This window comes from Variovorax sp. YR752 (assembly GCF_943372545.1).
Window position 1 is genome coordinate 68,519 of record NZ_CALRZC010000007.1, and the last position, 17,116, is coordinate 85,634.

Consider the following 17,116-nt stretch of genomic DNA (forward strand, 5'->3'; position numbering starts at 1 on the left):
GATTAATATCGGGGCCCCCGGCACAGACCGGCGTTCCGCTCTGACCCCTCATTTCAGGAGACATCCACCATGAAGTTCACCCGCCGTACCCTGCAAAGCGCTGCCGCATTGACCTTGCTGGGCGCCATCGCCGGAACGCCCGCCTTCGCGCAGGACAAGCCGAAGGTCGCGCTGGTCATGAAGTCGCTGGCCAACGAATTCTTCCGCACCATGGAAGACGGCGCCAAGGCGCACCAGAAGGCCAACGCCGCGCAGTACACGCTGGTGGCCAACGGCATCAAGGACGAGACCGACACCGCCGCGCAGATCAAGATGGTCGAGCAGATGGTGGCGCAGAAGATCAACGCGCTGGTCATCGCGCCCGCCGATTCGAAGGCGCTGGTGCCGGTGATCAAGGCGGCCATCGACAAGGGCATCCTGGTCGTGAACATCGACAACCAGCTCGACGGCGCTGCCCTGAAGGAAAAGGGCATCCAGGTGCCCTTCGTCGGCCCCGACAACCGCGCCGGCGCCAAGCTGGTGGGCGACGCGCTCGCCAAGGAGCTGAAGTCGGGCGACAAGGTCGGCATCATCGAAGGCGTGTCGACCACCTTCAATGCGCAGCAGCGCACGCTGGGCTACCAGGACGCCATGAAGGCCGGCGGCATGACCGTGGTCGGCGTGCAGTCGGGCCAGTGGGAAATCGACAAGGGCAACACCGTGGCCGCCGGCATGATGCGCGAGCACCCCGACCTGAAGGCCCTGCTGGCCGGCAACGACAGCATGGCACTGGGCGCCGTGGCGGCCGTCAAGGCTGCGGGCAAGACCGGCAAGGTGCTGGTCGTGGGCTACGACAACATCGGCGCCATCAAGCCGATGCTGAAGGACGGCCGCGTGCTCGCCACCGCCGACCAGTTCGCCGCCAAGCAGGCCGTGTTCGGCATCGAGACCGCGCTGAAGGCCATCGCCGACAAGAAGAAGCAATCGGAAATGCCCGCCGAAGTGAAGACCGACGTGGTGCTGGTCACCAAGTCGTCCAAGTAAGCCCACGCCCTCCGTTTCCCCTCAACAAAAAGAAGACTCCGTTTTGACTGCCGCCACCGACGCCGCCCTGCATCCCCCCTTACCCACCGCGGTGCTCTCTTTGAGCACCGTGGGCAAGGACTACGCGGCGCCGGTGCTCGACGACGTGTCTCTCGAGCTGCGCGCGGGCGAAGTGCTCGCGCTCACGGGCGAGAACGGCGCGGGCAAGAGCACGCTGTCGAAAATCGTCTGCGGGCTGGTACAGCCCACGCGCGGCGGCATGTTGCTCGACGGGCAGCCCTTCGCGCCGGCCTCGCGCCGCGACGCCGAGCGCCTGGGCGTGCGCATGGTCATGCAGGAGCTCGGCCTCGTCACCACGCTGTCGGTGGCCGAGAACCTGCTGCTCGACCGCCTGCCGCACAAGAGCGGCTGGATCCGCCGTGCCACGCTGCACGAGCTGGCCGAGCGCCAGCTCGCCAAGATCGGGCTGGACGGCATCGACCCGGCCACGCCGGTGGCGCGGCTGGGCATCGGCCAGCAGCAGATGGTGGAAATTGCGCGCAACCTGCAGGACGACACGCGCGTGCTGGTGCTCGACGAGCCCACCGCCATGCTCACGCCGCGCGAAACCGCGCACCTGTTCGAGCAGATCGAACTGCTGAAGCTGCGCGGCGTGGCGATCGTCTACGTGTCGCACCGCCTCGAAGAACTGCAGCGCATCGCCGACCGCGTGGCGGTGCTGCGCGACGGCAAGCTGGTCGACGTGCGCGCCATGGCCGGCGTGCGCGAATCCGAACTCGTGCAGCGCATGGTCGGCCGCGCGGTGCACGAGCACGAGGGCCGCGCGCGCCGCGTGGCGGGCCCGGTGCTGCTGAGCGCGCGCGGCATCGGCCGGGCGCAGGTGGTGCGCGATGTCGACCTCGAGCTGCGCGCCGGTGAAATCATGGGCCTGGCCGGCCTCGTCGGCTCGGGCCGCACCGAGCTCGTGCGGCTGCTGTTCGGTGCCGACCGCGCCGACCGCGGCGAGGTCGTGCTGCACGACGGTACGCCAGCCGCACAGCCCGTGCAGCATGCGCGCAAGGGCTGGCGCTCGCCGATGCAGGCGATTCGCGCAGGCATCGGCCTCGTCACCGAAGACCGCAAGTCGCAGGGTCTGCTGCTGTCGCAGCCGATCCGCGTCAACGCCACGCTGAGCGACCTCGGCGCGATCTCGCATGCCGGCTGGCTGCGCCGCGCCAAGGAGCGCCAGATTGCGCGCCGGCTGGTGGAACTGCTGCGCATCCGCTCGCGCAGCATCGAGCAGCCCGTGTCGACACTCAGCGGCGGCAACCAGCAGAAGGTGGTGTTCGCGCGCTGGCTGCACCGCGAATGCAAGGTGCTGCTGCTGGACGAACCCACGCGCGGCGTGGACGTGGGCGCGCGCGCCGACCTGTACACCGAACTCGACCGCATGACCGACGCCGGCAAAGCACTCCTGATGGTGTCGAGCGACCTGCGCGAGCTGATGGCCATGTGCGACCGCATCGGCGTGATGAGCGCCGGCCGGCTGGTCGCTGTGTTCGAGCGCGGCGAATGGACCGAGCAGTCGCTGCTCGCCGCCGCCTTCAGCGATGCCACGGGCCGCGTGCCCGGCTCTCCCGCGGACTCTGCCCATTCCGCAGCTTCCGCCCCGACTTCCGCCGACGCCTGACGACCATGAACGCCGCCTCCCCTTCTTCTTCCGCTGCCACCCGCAAGCCGCCGTCCGCACTCAAGGGCCAGCTCGGCACCTACCTGGGCCTGACGGTCGTGCTGCTGGGCATGATTGCGCTGTTCGGCTCGATGAGCGAATACTTCCTCACGCGCGACACCTTCATCTCGATCGCCAATGAAATCCCGGCGCTGGCCGTGATGGCGGTGGGCATGACCTTCGTGCTGATCATCGCGGGCATCGACCTGTCGGTGGGCTCGGTGCTCGCACTCAGCGCGGCCGTCACGGCCGCCGCCATCCTCGAATGGAAACTCTCGGTGCCGCTGGCCGCCATGCTCGGCCTGGCCACGGGGCTGGTCTGCGGCACGGTGACCGGCGCGGTGTCGGTCGCGTGGCGGCTGCCGAGTTTCATCGTCTCTCTGGGCATGCTCGAAGCCGTGCGCGGCGGCGCCTACCTGGTCACCGATTCGCGCACGCAGTACGTGGGCGACGCCATCTCGGGCCTGGCCGCACCGTGGATCGGCGGCATCTCGGCCGCCTTCGTGCTCGCGGTGGTGCTGGTCGCCGTGGGGCAGCTGGTGCTCACGCGCTCCGTGTTCGGCCGCCATGTCGTGGGCATCGGCACCAATGAAGAAGCCATGCGCCTGGCGGGCATCGACCCGCGGCCGATCCGCATCATCGTCTTCGCCGTCACCGGCCTGCTGGCCGGGCTCGCGGGCCTGATGCAGTCGGCCCGCCTCGAAGCGGCCGACCCGAACGCCGGTGTCGGCATCGAGCTGCAGGTGATCGCGGCCGTGGTCATCGGCGGCACCAGCCTCATGGGCGGACGCGGCTCTGTCGTCAACACCTTCTTCGGCGTGCTAATCATCGCGGTGCTCGAGGCCGGCCTGGCACAGGTCGGCGCGAGCGAGCCGAGCAAGCGCATCATCACGGGCGCGGTGATCGTGGTGGCCGTCATCATCGACACCCTGCGCCAGCGCCGGGCCGATCGTCGACTGGCCTGAGCTTCCACAGGAACTAGGACAACCATGGCCACCATCAAGGACGTTGCACTCCAGGCGGGCGTTTCCGTCACCACCGTGTCGCACGTCGTCAACGACACGCGCCACGTGAGCGCCAAGGTGCGCGAGCGCGTGGAGCTGGCGATCCGCGAGCTCGGCTACGTGCCCAACGCGATGGCGCGCAGCCTCAAGAGCAACACCACCTCGACGCTGGGCATGCTCATTCCCAACAGCTCGAACCCCTATTTCGCCGAGATCGTGCGCATCGTGGAAGACCGCTGCTTCGGCGCCGGCTACACGCTGGTGCTGTGCAACACCGACGACGAGCCCCGGCGCCAGAGCGTGTACCTGCAGGTGCTGGCCGAGCGCCGCATCGACGGGCTCATCGTGGTGTCGACCGGCGCCGACGAAGACGACTCGCTCGCCACGCAACTGCGCGGCCTGCGCATTCCCACCGTGCTGGTCGACCGCGAGATCGCCGACCCAGCCTGCGACCTGGTGGAAACCGCCCACATGCAGGGCGGCCTGCTCGCCGTGCGGCACCTGCTGTCGCTGGGCCACAAGCGCATCGCCTGCATCGGCGGACCGACCGGCGTGACGTCGAGCGAGCAGCGCATCGAAGGCTGGCGCATGGCGCTGGCGGAGACCGGCTCGGCACCGAACGCCGACGCGCTGCTGTGGCGCGGCGGCTTCACCAGCCAGGGCGGCTACGAGGCGATGCACGCCATCCTGCGCACCGAGCAAAAACCTTCGGCCGTGTTCGTGTGCAACGACCTCATGGCCATTGGCGCGCTGCGTGCCGCGCATGAAAGCGGCGTGCGCGTGCCCGACGAACTGTCGATCGTGGGCTTCGACGACATCGAACTGTCGGCCTACACCAGCCCGCCGCTCACCACCGTGGCCCAGCCCAAGGAGCGCATCGGCGCGCTGGCGGTCGACATGCTGCTGGAGCGCATGGGCGGCAAGCGCCGCGACGCGCGCAAGGTCGTGCTGCAACCCGAGCTGCGCGTGCGCGCCTCGACCACGCGCCACGCGGGCTTTCGCGAAGCGGGCGTGACGCCCGCCTCCTCCTCCACCACCGCCACACCTTCCAAGTCCCGCACCTCGTGAGCCTTCAGCCTCCTTCTTCTTCCTCCTCTGTGCCGCCGCGCATCGTGGTGCTCGGCAGCCTGAACATGGACATCGTGCTGCGCGTGCCGCACGCGCCGGCCGCGGGCGAAACCCTGCTGGGCCGCTCGATCGACGCCATCCCCGGCGGCAAGGGCGCCAACCAGGCCGTGAGCTGCGCGCGCGAAGGTGCGCAGGTGCACATGATCGGTTGCGTGGGCGACGACGCCCATGGCCAGGCACTGCGCGATGCGCTCGCGCGCGACGGCATCGACACCTCGGCGCTGCGCACCGACACCGCCGAGCCCACCGGCACGGCGCTGATCCTGGTGGAAGACAGCGGCCAGAACCGCATCGTGATGATCCCCGGCGCCAACGCGCGCGTCGCCCTCGACGACGCTGCGCTGCGCACGCAACTGCAAGGCGCAGCCTTCCTCGTCGCGCAGTTCGAGACCCCGATGGATCAGGTGGCGCGCGCCATCGCCGCCGCGCACGACGCGGGCTGCGCGGTGATGCTCAACCCCTCGCCGGTGCAAACCATCGCCGAGGCGCTCTGGCCCCGCATCGACACGCTCGTGGTCAACGAGATCGAGGCGCAGACGCTGTCGGGCCAGAACGCCGACAGCCCCGAGGAAGCCGCGCAGGCCGGCCAGGCGCTGCGCGCGCGCGGCATCGCCCGCGTGGTCGTGACGCTGGGCTCGCGCGGCGCGGTGGCGGTCGATGCCGATGGCGCACGCCACCATCCCGCGCCGAAGGTGCAGGCGGTCGACACCACCGCCGCTGGCGACACCTTTCTGGGTGCGCTCGCCGTGGCACTGGGCGAAGGCCAATCGTTCGACGAGGCCGTGCGCCTGGGCGTCCGCGCCGCCGCGCTGTGCATCCAGCAGCCCGGCGCCCAACCCTCCATTCCGCTGCGCGACGCCGTGCTGCGCAGCCCCCTGCCCCCCGACTGGATCACGCTGTGAAACGCTCTCCCCTGCTGCACGCCGAACTCTCCCACGTGATCGCCTCCATGGGCCACGGCGACATGCTGGTGATCGGCGACGCCGGCCTGCCCATTCCCGACGGCCCGCGCCGCATCGACCTGGCCGTGGCGCGCGGTGTGCCGGGGATCAGCGATGTGCTGAAGGCGGTGCTGTCGGAGATGCAGGTGGAAAGCGCACTCATGGCGCGCGAAGCGCTGGAGCACTTGCCTGCCGGCACGCTGCCCGCGTGGTGCGAAGGCCAGCTGAGCGTGGTGCCGCAGGTCATATCGCACGAAGAACTGAAGCGCGTGAGCGCGCGCGCCAAGGCCGTGGTGCGCACGGGCGAATGCACGCCTTACGCAAACATCATCCTGGTCGCCGGCGTGGCGTTCTGATCGCCCCTTACTCGAAGCGGTAGTTCGCGCCCACAGGCTGCCCCACCTTCAGCAGGTGCTCCACGCCCTGCACCACGATGCAGTTCATGCCGAAGGTGATGCCGCCGTCCACGCGCGCGTCGGCGCGGTAGGTGCGCAGCATGTCGCCGACCTCGGGGCTGCTGAGCGCGGTGGCGGGGTTGATGTCGGGAATCGGGCAGCGCGTGCAGGGCTTGACCGGGCGCAGCTCGGCTTGGCCCTGGCCGGTGGTGACGTGCAGCGCGTCGACCCGGTCTTCGTCGTGCGACTCGATGCCGGCCAGCACGATGTTCGGGCGGAAGCGCTCGATGCCGACCGGGCCGTGGCCGGCCGCGGCGAGGCGCTCGTTGAGTTCGGCGAGCGAGCCTTCGCTGGCCACCAGCAGCGGAAAGCCGTCGGCAAACTGGTTCAGCGCTTCGACGCCGTCGGTCCACTTCAGGCTCGACAGGCGCTGGTGCTCGGGGTCGAAGCGCACGAGGCGCAGCGTCTGCGGCTTGCCGGGCTCCGAGAGGAAATCGCTGAACCACTGGGCGGCAATGTCGCCCATGTCGTAGGCCGCCACGTCGTCCTTCCACACGCGCACGCGCACCGGCTGCTCGACGCGGTCGAAGGCCAGGTGCAGCGCCAGCATGCCGGGCGCGCGCAACACGACCTCGGTGTGCTTCATCTGCGGCCGAATGAGCGCCATGCGCGGCAGCTGGCGCTGGGTGACGAACTCGCCCTGCGCATCGACGACCATCCAGGCCCGGTCGAACTCCAGGCCGGTTTCGGTGAGCAGCATCTCGTCGAGCTCGACGCCCGCGCACGACTTGACGGGGTACACGAACAGGCGCGAGATGGTGGCCTGGAGATCGAAAGCGGACGGCTGCGACACGGTGGGGTTCCTTTGAAATCGCTGGCCATTCTCCTGCATGAACGGGTATCGGCGCCCGTGCGCGAGGCAACTCCTACAATCATCTGATGGCCCTTTCCCCCGAAGTTTGTATCCGCGGCGCCGGCATCGTCGGCCGTACGCTGGCGCTGCTGCTGGCGCGCGAACGCGTGCGCGTCGCGCTGGTGGTGCCGCCCGCCCCGCCGGCCAAGGAAGACATCCGGGCGTACGCGCTCAACGTGGCGTCCCGCACGCTGCTCGAATCGCTGCGCGGCTGGCCCGACACGGCCCATGCCACGCCGGTGCACGAGATGCAGGTGCACGGCGACGACGGCGGCCGGGTGCAGTTCAGCGCCGCGCGCCAGAAGGTCGAGGCGCTGGCCTGGATCGTCGACGTGCCCGCGCTCGAACAGCAACTGGCCGACGCGGTGCGCTTCCAGCCCCTGATCGACGTGGTGACCGAGCCCGTGGCCGCGCCGCTCACCGTGGTGTGCGAAGGCAAGGCCAGCGCCTCGCGCGCGGCGCTGGGCGTGAGCTACGAGGTGACGCGCTACCCGCAGCACGCCATTGCCGCGCGGCTCGAGGCCGCGCACACGCACGACGGCATCGCGCGCCAGTGGTTCAACGACCGCGGCGAGGTGTTCGCCCTGCTGCCGCTGGGCGGCGTGCACGGCAAGACGCTGGCGCTGGTGTGGTCGGTCGACCAGTTGCGTGTGCCCGAGCTGGTCGCGCAAAGCGTCGAAGAATTCAGCGCCGCCGTGAGCGAAGCCAGCCACGGTGAGCTGGGCTCGCTGCGGCTCACGAGCGAACGCGCCGTGTGGCCGCTGTCGCGCGCCATCGCCGACCGCTGGTCCGGCACGATGCCCGGCCAGCCCACCCAATCGTGGGTGCTCGCGGGCGACGCCGCCCACACGGTGCATCCGCTGGCGGGCCAGGGCCTGAACCTCGGCCTGTCTGATGCGACCGCGCTGGCCGAGGTGATCCGCACCCGCGATTACTGGCGCAGCGTGGGCGACGCCCGCCTGCTGCGCCGCTACGAACGCGCCCGCCGCGCCGACGTGCTGCAGATGAGCCTGGCGACCGACGGATTGCAGCAACTTTTCTCGCACAACCTGGGTCCACTCCCTGCGTTGCGCAACTGGGGCATGCGCGGTTTCGACCGCACGCGCTTCGTGAAGCACTGGATCACCGCCCAGGCCATGGGCCTCAAAGCCTGACCGCCTGACGCCGCCCACCAGCCCTCCACCTTTTTCCCGAAACCTTCCCGATGACCTTCGTCCGCCACCTTCTCGTCGCCGCCTGCGCGCTGCTCACGCTCTCCACCGCCGGCGCGGGCGAGGCCGAGATCCGCAAGAACCTGCCGACGCACATCCCGCAGCTCCCGCCCATCGAGGAAGTCACCAAGACGCCCGTGCCGGGCCTGTACGAAGTGCGCGTCGGCGGCAGTCAGCTGCTCTACACCGACGAACAGGGCAACTACCTGCTGCAGGGCAACCTGATCGACGCCAAGACGCGCCGCAACCTCACCGAGGAACGCGTCGAGAAGCTCACCGCTGTCGCCTTCGACAAGCTGCCCGTGAAAGACGCGATCAAGATCGTGCGCGGCAACGGCAAGCGCAAGGTCGCGGTCTTCGAAGACCCGAACTGCGGCTACTGCAAGCGCTTCGAGAAAGACATGAAGAAGGTCGACAACGTGACCGTCTACATGTTCCTGTACCCCGTGCTCGGCGCCGACTCGACCGCCAAGTCGCGCGACATCTGGTGCAGCAAGGACCCGGGCAAGGCCTGGGCCGACTGGATGGAAAACAGCGTCAAGCCGGCCGCCGCCGCCAGCACCTGCAACGTGACGGCGCTGGAGCGCAACGTGGAGTTCGGCCGCAAGTACAACATCACGGGCACGCCCACGCTGATCTTCACCGACGGCAGCCGCGTCCCGGGCGCGATCCCCGCCGAACAGGTCGAGAAGCAACTCGCCGCCGCCAACTGATCCAATGGCGACGACCTCGACGACTTCTGCTTCCCGGCGCGCGGGCGCTGCTGCAACCGCCCCTGCCGCCGTGCATTGCCGCGTCGAATGCGCGGACCTTCATGCCCGCCTGTTCGCTGTCACGCTGACCATCGCCGCGCCCGCCGCGCAGCAGCGCGTGGCGCTGCCGGTGTGGATTCCGGGCAGCTACCTCGTGCGCGAGTTCTCCAAGAACCTGCAGGGCCTGCGCGCCACGCAGGGCCGCCGCAAGCCGGTGCTCACGCAGCTCGACAAATGCAGCTGGCAGATCGACTGCGTGCCGGGCCAGCCGCTGGTGCTGCACTACCAGGTCTGCGCCTACGACAACTCGGTGCGAACCGCGTGGCTCGACGCCACGCGCGGCTTCTTCAACGGCACCAGCGTCTGCCTGCGCGTCGAAGGCCAGACCGAAGCGCCGCATGCGCTCGAAATCGTGCCGCCCACACAGTCGCCAGACGCCGCGCGCTGGTCGTGCGCCACCGCGCTCGTGCCGACGAAGGCCGACAAGTACGGCTTCGGCAGCTACCGCGCCGCCGGCTACGACGAACTGGCCGACAGCCCGGTCGAGATGGGCGCTTTCTGGAGCGCCGAATTCGAAGCCTGCGGCGTGCCGCACCGCTTCGTGATCGCAGGCGCCGCGGCCTCGTTCGATGGCGAGCGGCTCATCGCCGACACGCAGGCCATCTGCGAAGCCGAGATCCGTTTCTGGCACGGCGACAAGGCCGGCAAGCGCGGCGGGCCCAAACTGCCGATCGACCGCTACGTGTTCATGCTCAATGCCGTGGACGACGGCTACGGCGGGCTCGAGCACCGCCACTCCACCGCGCTCATCTGCAACCGCCGCGACCTGCCGCAGCGTGGCGAAAAGAAGAAGCAGCCCGAGGGCTACACCACGCTGATGGGCCTCATCAGCCACGAGTACTTCCACACCTGGAACGTCAAGCGCATGCGCCCGGCGGAGTTCGCGCGCTACGACTACAGCCAGGAAAACTACACGCAGCTGCTGTGGTTCTTCGAAGGCTTCACGAGCTACTACGACGACCTGCTGCTGCGCCGCGCCGGCCGCATCGACGACGCGGCCTACCTGCGACTGCTCAACAAGACCATCAACCAGGTGCTGCAGACGCCCGGCCGGCTTGTGCAACCGGTGGCCGACGCGAGCTTCGACGCCTGGGTCAAGTACTACCGCCAGGACGAGCAGACGCCCAACAGCACCGTCAGCTACTACACCAAGGGCGCGCTGGTGGCGCTGTGCTTCGACCTCACGCTGCGCCACGAAGGCAAGGGCACGCTCGACGACGTGATGCGCCACCTCTGGACGCACAGCAACGGCGGCCCGATCAGCGAGGCCGACATTGCGGCCGCGCTCGAAGCCGTGGGCGGACGCTCGTACGCGCCGGAACTGGCGCGCTGGGTGCATTCCACCGACGAACTCCCGCTGGCCGATTTGCTGCGCGCGCACGGCGTCGCCACGCTCGACGACCCCTCGCAACCGGCGCAGGCGCTCGGCCTGCGCGTGGCCGAAACCGGCGGCAGCGTGCAGATCAAGGTGGTGCTGCGCGGCGGCGCCGCCGAGAAGGCCGGGTTCTCGGCCAACGACGAATGGCTCGGCATTGAACTGCCGGCCGTTGGCGGTCGCGGCAAGGGTGCGTCGCAACCTGCGCAGGCCTGGCGCCTAACGAAGCTCGACGACCTGGCGCTGTACCTCGGCCATGCCACCAAGTGCACGGCCCTCGTCTCGCGCGACCGCCGGCTGCTGCGCCTGCCGCTCACGCTGCCGACGGGCTCGACCACGTGGCGGCTGTTCTCGCACGACGCGGCCAAGGTCTCGGCCTGGCTCGCAGCCAAGCCGTAATTTCTTCCGTTCAGGCTGAGTGATCGACGGCCGCCGCCAGCGGCGGCCGCACGAACAGCATCGGCTGCGGCTCGCCCACCAGCACGCAGGGCTTGCCGGTGCGGCGGCAGTGGTCCTGCACGCGCCAGTAGGCGCCGTGGCTCACGCAGCCGGTCTGGCAGATCACGAGGTCGGCCGCGCGCAGGCCCGCTTCGAGCGCCGCGGGGTCGTCGGCCTCGTCGCCGCCGTCGTGGTGCAGGTAACGTCCGCCGGCAATCTCGACCAATTGACGCGCCAGCGAAGGCGCCTCTTGCGCCGCTTCCGAACGGCCGACGCACAACACCGACTTGGCACGCAGATCGGCCGGCACTTCCGGCCCCGGCGGCAGTGCATGGTGTCGCCGGCCGCCCGGCGCCAGCAACCCATGAAGGCGTTTGGGCAAGGCGGTGCCCACGGCCGCGCGCGCCGCCAGCTCTTCGCGCACGATGGCGATCGCCGAGTCGCGCGCCACCAGTGCGCCGCGCAACCGCACGATCTGCGCCTCGAGCCGCTCGACCCGGGCGGCCTGCTCGATCAGCAGGCGCGAGCAACGCTCCTGCACCCGGGCGTAAGCCCGCAGCAACACGGCATGTTCTTGCATCGGGAAGTCCATGGCGGCCATTCTAGATGAGAACAATTCTCAAATGAAACACCCGCGCGTCAGCGGGCCCAAGGCCATGCTCGGTATAGTGGAACGCGTTTTTTCCCCCACCTCCCCCGGAGACAGAGACACCATGAGCTACGAAAACATCGAAGTGCGGACCGAAGCAGGCAAGGTCGGCATCGTCACCCTCAACCGCCCCAAGGCCCTCAATGCGCTGAACGACGCGCTGATGACCGAACTGGGCCAGGCGCTCAAGGCTTTCGACGCCGACGACGCCATCGGCTGCATCATCCTCACCGGCAGCGAGCGCGCCTTCGCGGCCGGCGCCGACATCGCGGCGATGGCCAAGTACAGCTTCATCGACACCTACAAGGGCGACTACATCACGCGCAACTGGGAAACCATCCGCTCGATCCGCAAGCCGGTGATCGCGGCCGTGAGCGGCTTTGCGCTGGGCGGCGGCTGCGAGCTGGCGATGATGTGCGACTTCATCATCGCGGCCGACAACGCCAAGTTCGGCCAGCCCGAAATCAAGATCGGCGTGATCCCCGGCGCCGGTGGCACGCAGCGCCTGCCGCGCGCAGTGGGCAAGAGCAAGGCCATGGACATGGCGCTCACCGCCCGCATGATGGACGCCGCCGAAGCCGAGCGCGCGGGCCTCGTGAGCCGCGTGGTGCCCTTCGAGAAACTGGCCGACGAGGCCCTGGGCGCCGCGCTGATCATCGCGGGCTACTCGCAGATCGCCGTGATGGCCGCCAAGGAATCGGTCAACCGCGCCTTCGAGAGCGGCCTGAGCGACGGCGTGATGTTCGAACGCCGCCTGTTCCACGCGCTGTTCGCCACGCAGGACCAGAAGGAAGGCATGGACGCCTTCCTGAACAAGCGGGCCCCGGACTTCAAGAACGCCTGATCCGCTGAATCGCGGGCCCGGCGACTGCAACGGTCGCCGTCAGCGGGTCCGCGAGACCGCCGTGCGCAGCGCATCGAGCGCCTGTGCCGGTGGTGTGCCGATGGATGCGGGGCCGCCCGGTTGCGGCGTCCACCGCACCTGATCGCCCGCGATCTCGAGCACGGCCAGCAACACGCCGTCGCGCCGCAGTTCGATGCGCGCTTCGACCGGCGCAACCAGTTCCCCGCCCGACATGGTGGCCGCGCGCGCCACGGTGTTCACCAATGCCGCGAGGCCTTCGGTGTCGCCGCGCGCCTGGCGCGTGGTGGCGCCGGCACGCGTGATGTCGAGGGTGGTCCAGCGGTCCAGTGCTGTGAAGCCGCCGCTCGTGGCGGCTTCGGTGGCTGCGCGTGGTGCAGCAGCCTTCGCAGCGGCCGATGCGGGTGCAGCGCGGCGCTGCATGCCTGCGACGTTCGCGCTGGCACCGCCTTGTGCGGCGAGCGATGACGTCGTTTCTGCGGACTCGCGCTGCATCGGCGGTGCTGCTGCGGCTGCGGCCGGCGCGGGCGCGGGTGGTGCAGCGGCATAGGGCACCGGGCTCTGGCCGACATCGGCCATGGGAGGAGCCGCGGGCACAGGCGCCGACGCGATGGCGGGTGCGGCGGGCGCAGGTGCCGGGGCTTGCACCACCGGAGCCGCGGGCGCGGCCTTTTCTCGCATCCGTTCTTCGTCCTTCTGAATCGACGCCGCAGCAGCAGGGGCTTCGCGCCGCCGCGATGCGTCACGCGCTTCGGTTGTTTCGCGCTGCTTCAGCGTCTCTTTCGCATCGCGCGCCGCTTCGCTGCGCTGCGCAGCGGGCGGCATCATGTCCGCCGTTGCGGCCGGTTCAGCAGCAGGCGCGGCTGGCGTCGGTGCCGACGCCGCTGCCGGCGCCTCAGCCGTTTGCGCAGGTGGTGCCGATGCCGGCGCGGGCGCCCCGGCCACTTGCGCCTCGCCATCGAGCCCTGCCTCGGGCACCGGCTCGCGATGCCACAACACGGTGACGAAAGTCGCCACGAGCACAGTCGCGAAGGCGGCGTTCCACGGCATGCGCGAGCGCGGCCCGCCACCGCCGCCGAACACGCGTCGCCACCACGGCGCGGCCTCAGCCACATGGCCGACCGCCGGTGCGGGAGCCCCGGCGAGGTTGTGCGCCATCTTCAGGATCGCGTCGCGTGTGTGGGCCGCGGGCATCGCATCGCGGTCGGGCGCGTGGTCCAGCGCGCGGCGCAGCCGCGGGTCGTGCAGGTCGTCGTTGCTCTCGCTCATGCCCGCTGCTCCAGCACCGCCAGGTAGCGTTCCATGCAGCCGCGCAGCTTCTGCAGCCCGTAGCGCAGGCGGCTGCGCACGGTCTCGAAGCCGATCTCCAGCTTGGCCGCGAGCGCGTCGACGGTCAGGCCGTCTTCATGGTGCAAGAGAAAAGCCGCGCGCTGCTCGGCCGGCAGTTCGTCGAGGCAGACCAGCAACCGGCGACCGGCGGCGCGCCAGAACGCCAGCTCTTCGGCCGACGGATGCGCCGACAGGTCGGTGGCACCGTGCACGCCGCGGTCGAGTGCGGGCACCGCGTCGCCGTCATCGTCGGTCGCGTGGCCATCGAGCGTCACCTCGCGCCCGCTCACGCGCAGGCGGTCCATCGCGAGGTTGTGCGCGATGGTGAAGGCCCAGGTGCGCCACGTGGCGCCCTGCGGCGAGAAGCTGTCGCGCGCCGAGATGATCCGCACCCAGGTGTCCTGGAACACCTCGTCGGCCTGCGCCACCAGCCGCGCGCCGAGCAGGCGCTTGACGAAGCGGAACAGGCCGCCTTCGTGGCGCGCATAGAGCACGTCGAAGGCAGCGGCATCGCCGTGGGCGTAGGCCAGCATCAACTGATCGTCGGGCATGGCGTCGCGCGCAAGGGCGGCAGCAGAAGAAGGGGCGCGTGGCAGCGCAGACATCGGAGGATTGTCACCCGAGCTTGTACGGCTCAGAGACGCGATCGGGGTTAAGCCGGTGTGCGATCCGATGCGATCGCACGCAGAAAAATCGACCTGAAAACGCCGGGTGTTGAACTCGGCCCAAAGCCTGGGCTATAATTTTGGGCTTCGGTGCAGTTTTGTACTGAACGGCTCTTTAGCTCAGTCGGTTAGAGCGATGGAATCATAATCCACAGGTCCGCGGTTCGAATCCGTGAAGAGCCACCAACACAGCACTCCCGCCCCGCGGGGATGCACAAAAAGCCCTAAGTTTTCAACGACTTAGGGCTTTTTTCTTGCCCGGAACCGACTCAGGAACCCACCGGCACCACCGGCACGCGGTCCAGCCTGAACGCCTCCGGCTCGCAATGCTCCAGGCGCCAGCCATGGGCGCCGCGAAGTTCCAGCGAGGTCACGAGATCGGTCATCGTGCCGATGATCTCGTTGCCCCAGAACCTGCGCGCGCCGCGCGCGGGGTTCAGCATCCGGCGCAGCCGCGGGATCGAGAGCACCTGCTCGGCGTTGAAGAAAAGCTCGAGCGCAAGGTCGAAGAAGACGGCATCGAGGCGCACCGTCCGCCCCGAAAAAGTCACGCTCCGGTCCGCCGGGTGGAAGCTGTAGGCGCCCCACACCAGCGGCATCGGCGTTGCGCACGCCAGGCTGCGGGTTCTCAGCGTCAGCAGGATGGTGCGATAGAAGTCGTCGAACGACGGCGCCACGGCGGGCGGGCGGCCCCGAAGCTGGCGGGTCGGCGGCGCATCGGTCGCGGCCTGCGTCAGCAGGACGACCCGCGTTCCCAGCGGAGCCAGCACCGCCTTCGCGGACACCCCGCCCTCGCGCTCCACTTCGGGCAGGTCGCTCACGAACAGCAGATTGAGCCGGGCGAGGTCGTCGCCCATGGCCGCCAGCTCGTCGATGCTGGTGAACACCAAAGGCGCAACGCCCAGTGCGCGCAAGACGCGCCGCACGTACTCTCGCTCGCGCAAGGCGTGCCCGACCACGCCGACGCGCCGCGCGGGTTGCAGCGCGGGCGCGGGTGAAGCATGGAAGCGGATCATGCGCATGCACTCCCACGACCCGCCGCACAGGCAGGGGTTCCGAGGCAACGCCTCCGCAGGCTCGGGCCGCAGTTCGCGACCCCTGTGATCAGGACCGGCATGGTTGCTCGAAATTCTCAAAGGAATGAATGAGGCCGCTGCCGATGCGCCCGCTTCTCAGGCCGCACACCGATGCGCGACAGCCACGACGAAACGAGTGAACCGATCGATGCGACCCCGCGCGAACCTATCGTAGGCAGGCGCGCAGCGCGCGTACATAGGACTGTTCTGAAAAGCGCTGCCTTTCGCGCCCTCACAGCACCTTCGCGCCGCGCAGCCAGTCCAGCAACATCGCCGAGTCGGCGCGCATGCGCAGGTCGGCCGCTTCGGCATCGAAGCGTGTCGTCACCTGCGCCGACTGGTTGCCGTAGTGATCGCTCTCGGCCGTCAGCACGTCGAGCAGCGTGCGCTTGCCCAGGTGGTACCACTGCTCGAAGAAGATCTTGCGCACGCGATCGGTTTCCTGGATCAGCTCGCTGTACTCGCCGGCGCGGCTCGCGGACGCGTCGCGCTGTTCGGCCGACGTGCGCAAGCGGTAGGCCAGGTCGCGCGCCGAGGCCTCGGCCTTTTCTTCACCGGCCGCCGCGCGCTCGAACGCCGCGCGTTCCGACGCGCGGCCCGAGCCGCCCTGGAACGCATTCCACTGCAGCGACAGGCCCGTGGACCACGGCTGCTTGTTGCCCAGCGAATCTTCCTGCGTGCTCTTGCCGACCACCCAGTTCAGCTGCGGCAGGCGCCCCGCCTTCACCGACTCCGCGTACAGGCCGGCGGCCTTGGCTTCGGCCCGCGCCTGCTGCATCGCCGGATGCTCGGCACCCGCGACCAATGCGTCCTGCAGCACGACGGGGCGCATCTCCCATGCCAGGTCGGCCGGCCACTGCACTTCTTCGCCGACCAGCTTCACGAGGCTCACCTGCACCTCGCGCAGCTTGGCCGTGATGGCGTCGCGGCCGGTCACGGCCTGCAGCCGGCGTGCGCGCGCCTGCGTGAGTTCGCTGGCGCGGCCGCGGTCGCTCTGCACGATCTGGCTGAGCATGTCGACCAGCTCTTCCATGCGCGTCACATAGCCCTGGCTGGCCTCGAGCGCCGCCTGGTGGCGCCGCTGTTCGAGCAGCGCCGACACCGTGTCGTAGGCGATCTTCTGGCGCACCTGCTGCGCCGCCTGGTAGGCCGCCTTCGAGGTCTCGGTGCGGCTGTCGATGGTGGCGCTCAGGCGCCCCCAGTCGTACACCGGCGTCGTGACCGACAGGTTGCCGGCCGCGCTGCGCGTGCCGCTGTTGCTGTTGGCGCCGCTGCCGAAGGTCGCAGTCGGCGACGACACGCCCACCTGCACCTGCGGCCAACGCTGGCCCTTGGCCTGGTCGATGTCGTACTCGGCGGCCTTCCAGTTGGCGTTGGCCTCGCGCGCCTCGGCGCTGAGCTCGAGCGCCTTGCGCACCGTCTCGTCGAGGTACGCACGCAGCCGCTCGCCGGCGTCGGCCGACAGCCCGAGCGCCGAAGCGGACGCCGCCACCTTGCGCATCTGGAACGGTGCGGGCGACGACGCGACGAGCGGCGCGGGCGCGGGCGCGAAGGCCATCGGCGCCACGGCCACCGGCAGGTTCGCCA

General features: G+C 69.6%; 16 protein-coding genes and 1 tRNA gene. 11 read left to right on the forward strand and 6 right to left on the reverse strand.

The genetic code is table 11. The features are described from left to right. Positions 1-69 precede the first annotated feature (69 nt). From AAG801_RS02945 to rbsD, 6 genes are all read left to right on the forward strand, one after another. Entirely contained in the window at positions 70-1,023 is a 954-nt protein-coding gene (locus AAG801_RS02945) for a sugar ABC transporter substrate-binding protein (RefSeq protein WP_101490361.1), read from the forward strand. Positions 1,024-1,114: 91 nt separating this feature from the next. Next, positions 1,115-2,692, forward strand: a complete 1,578-nt coding sequence (locus AAG801_RS02950) for a sugar ABC transporter ATP-binding protein (protein WP_341887089.1) — start codon at positions 1,115-1,117, stop codon at positions 2,690-2,692. Positions 2,693-2,697: 5 nt separating this feature from the next. Further along, entirely contained in the window at positions 2,698-3,696 is a 999-nt protein-coding gene (locus tag AAG801_RS02955; RefSeq protein ID WP_099792949.1) for an ABC transporter permease, read from the forward strand. A gap of 24 nt (positions 3,697-3,720) precedes the next feature. Beyond that, positions 3,721-4,803, forward strand: coding sequence for a LacI family DNA-binding transcriptional regulator (locus AAG801_RS02960; RefSeq protein ID WP_341887090.1), 1,083 nt, complete (start codon positions 3,721-3,723; stop codon positions 4,801-4,803). Beyond that, the gene (gene rbsK / locus AAG801_RS02965) at positions 4,800-5,765 is read left to right on the forward strand and encodes a ribokinase (protein ID WP_341887091.1); all 966 of its coding nucleotides are present in this window, start codon (positions 4,800-4,802) and stop codon (positions 5,763-5,765) included. Before AAG801_RS02960 ends, rbsK begins: the two co-directional genes overlap by 4 nt. Next, positions 5,762-6,160, forward strand: coding sequence for a D-ribose pyranase (gene rbsD, locus AAG801_RS02970; RefSeq protein ID WP_341887092.1), 399 nt, complete (start codon positions 5,762-5,764; stop codon positions 6,158-6,160). The genes rbsK and rbsD overlap by 4 nt, the downstream gene beginning before the upstream one ends. 7 nt (positions 6,161-6,167) lie before the next feature. Here rbsD and AAG801_RS02975 read toward each other — a convergent pair whose 3' ends face one another. After that, entirely contained in the window at positions 6,168-7,052 is an 885-nt protein-coding gene (locus tag AAG801_RS02975) for an MOSC N-terminal beta barrel domain-containing protein (protein WP_341887093.1), read from the reverse strand. An 86-nt stretch (positions 7,053-7,138) separates the two neighbouring features. On the opposite strand from AAG801_RS02975, the gene AAG801_RS02980 reads away from it, so the two are divergent. Genes AAG801_RS02980 through AAG801_RS02990 form a run of 3 tightly spaced genes read left to right on the forward strand, consistent with a single transcriptional unit; the run spans position 7,139 to position 10,909 of the window. Further along, positions 7,139-8,266 (forward strand): FAD-dependent monooxygenase, encoded by a 1,128-nt coding sequence (locus tag AAG801_RS02980; protein ID WP_341887094.1) that lies wholly within the window; start codon positions 7,139-7,141, stop codon positions 8,264-8,266. A gap of 50 nt (positions 8,267-8,316) precedes the next feature. Continuing rightward, the gene (locus AAG801_RS02985; protein ID WP_341887095.1) at positions 8,317-9,036 is read left to right on the forward strand and encodes a DsbC family protein; all 720 of its coding nucleotides are present in this window, start codon (positions 8,317-8,319) and stop codon (positions 9,034-9,036) included. A 4-nt stretch (positions 9,037-9,040) separates the two neighbouring features. Beyond that, a complete protein-coding gene (locus AAG801_RS02990; RefSeq protein ID WP_341887096.1) occupies positions 9,041-10,909 on the forward strand; it encodes a peptidase M61 in 1,869 nt (622 codons plus the stop codon). 10 nt (positions 10,910-10,919) lie between these two features. Here the strand turns inward: AAG801_RS02990 and AAG801_RS02995 are convergent, their stop codons facing one another. After that, the gene (locus AAG801_RS02995; RefSeq protein WP_341887097.1) at positions 10,920-11,549 is read right to left on the reverse strand and encodes a DUF2325 domain-containing protein; all 630 of its coding nucleotides are present in this window, start codon (positions 11,547-11,549) and stop codon (positions 10,920-10,922) included. Positions 11,550-11,661: 112 nt separating this feature from the next. Between AAG801_RS02995 and AAG801_RS03000 the strand changes: the two genes are divergently transcribed. Then, on the forward strand, positions 11,662-12,441 hold the full coding sequence (locus tag AAG801_RS03000) for an enoyl-CoA hydratase (protein WP_099792965.1): 780 nt from the start codon (positions 11,662-11,664) through the stop codon (positions 12,439-12,441). 39 nt (positions 12,442-12,480) lie between these two features. Here the strand turns inward: AAG801_RS03000 and AAG801_RS03005 are convergent, their stop codons facing one another. Beyond that, positions 12,481-13,728, reverse strand: a complete 1,248-nt coding sequence (locus AAG801_RS03005; protein ID WP_341887098.1) for a hypothetical protein — start codon at positions 13,726-13,728, stop codon at positions 12,481-12,483. Beyond that, on the reverse strand, positions 13,725-14,393 hold the full coding sequence (locus AAG801_RS03010) for a sigma-70 family RNA polymerase sigma factor (RefSeq protein WP_341887099.1): 669 nt from the start codon (positions 14,391-14,393) through the stop codon (positions 13,725-13,727). The genes AAG801_RS03005 and AAG801_RS03010 overlap by 4 nt, the downstream gene beginning before the upstream one ends. 169 nt (positions 14,394-14,562) lie before the next feature. Here AAG801_RS03010 and AAG801_RS03015 point away from each other — a divergent pair. Further along, positions 14,563-14,639: transfer RNA gene (locus AAG801_RS03015), tRNA-Met, on the forward strand. An 83-nt stretch (positions 14,640-14,722) separates the two neighbouring features. On the opposite strand, the gene AAG801_RS03020 is transcribed toward AAG801_RS03015, so the two are convergent. Then, positions 14,723-15,469, reverse strand: a complete 747-nt coding sequence (locus AAG801_RS03020; RefSeq protein ID WP_341887100.1) for a hypothetical protein — start codon at positions 15,467-15,469, stop codon at positions 14,723-14,725. A 292-nt stretch (positions 15,470-15,761) separates the two neighbouring features. Continuing rightward, the coding region (locus AAG801_RS03025; RefSeq protein WP_341887101.1) for a TolC family protein at positions 15,762-17,116 on the reverse strand (1,355 nt) is incomplete at its 5' end.

Excerpts from the sequence above, each read along its gene's own strand:
- AAG801_RS02960 (WP_341887090.1), top strand. The coding sequence starts at position 3,721 with ATGGCCACCATCAAGGACGTTGCACTCCAGGCGGGCGTTTCCGTCACC.
- AAG801_RS03000 (WP_099792965.1), top strand. The coding sequence starts at position 11,662 with ATGAGCTACGAAAACATCGAAGTGCGGACCGAAGCAGGCAAGGTCGGC.
- AAG801_RS02980 (WP_341887094.1), top strand. The coding sequence starts at position 7,139 with ATGGCCCTTTCCCCCGAAGTTTGTATCCGCGGCGCCGGCATCGTCGGC.
- AAG801_RS02985 (WP_341887095.1), top strand. The coding sequence starts at position 8,317 with ATGACCTTCGTCCGCCACCTTCTCGTCGCCGCCTGCGCGCTGCTCACG.
- AAG801_RS02945 (WP_101490361.1), top strand. The coding sequence starts at position 70 with ATGAAGTTCACCCGCCGTACCCTGCAAAGCGCTGCCGCATTGACCTTG.
- AAG801_RS02995 (WP_341887097.1), bottom strand. The coding sequence starts at position 11,549 with ATGGCCGCCATGGACTTCCCGATGCAAGAACATGCCGTGTTGCTGCGG.
- AAG801_RS02955 (WP_099792949.1), top strand. The coding sequence starts at position 2,698 with ATGAACGCCGCCTCCCCTTCTTCTTCCGCTGCCACCCGCAAGCCGCCG.
- AAG801_RS03010 (WP_341887099.1), bottom strand. The coding sequence starts at position 14,393 with ATGTCTGCGCTGCCACGCGCCCCTTCTTCTGCTGCCGCCCTTGCGCGC.
- AAG801_RS03005 (WP_341887098.1), bottom strand. The coding sequence starts at position 13,728 with ATGAGCGAGAGCAACGACGACCTGCACGACCCGCGGCTGCGCCGCGCG.
- AAG801_RS03020 (WP_341887100.1), bottom strand. The coding sequence starts at position 15,469 with ATGATCCGCTTCCATGCTTCACCCGCGCCCGCGCTGCAACCCGCGCGG.
- AAG801_RS02990 (WP_341887096.1), top strand. The coding sequence starts at position 9,041 with ATGGCGACGACCTCGACGACTTCTGCTTCCCGGCGCGCGGGCGCTGCT.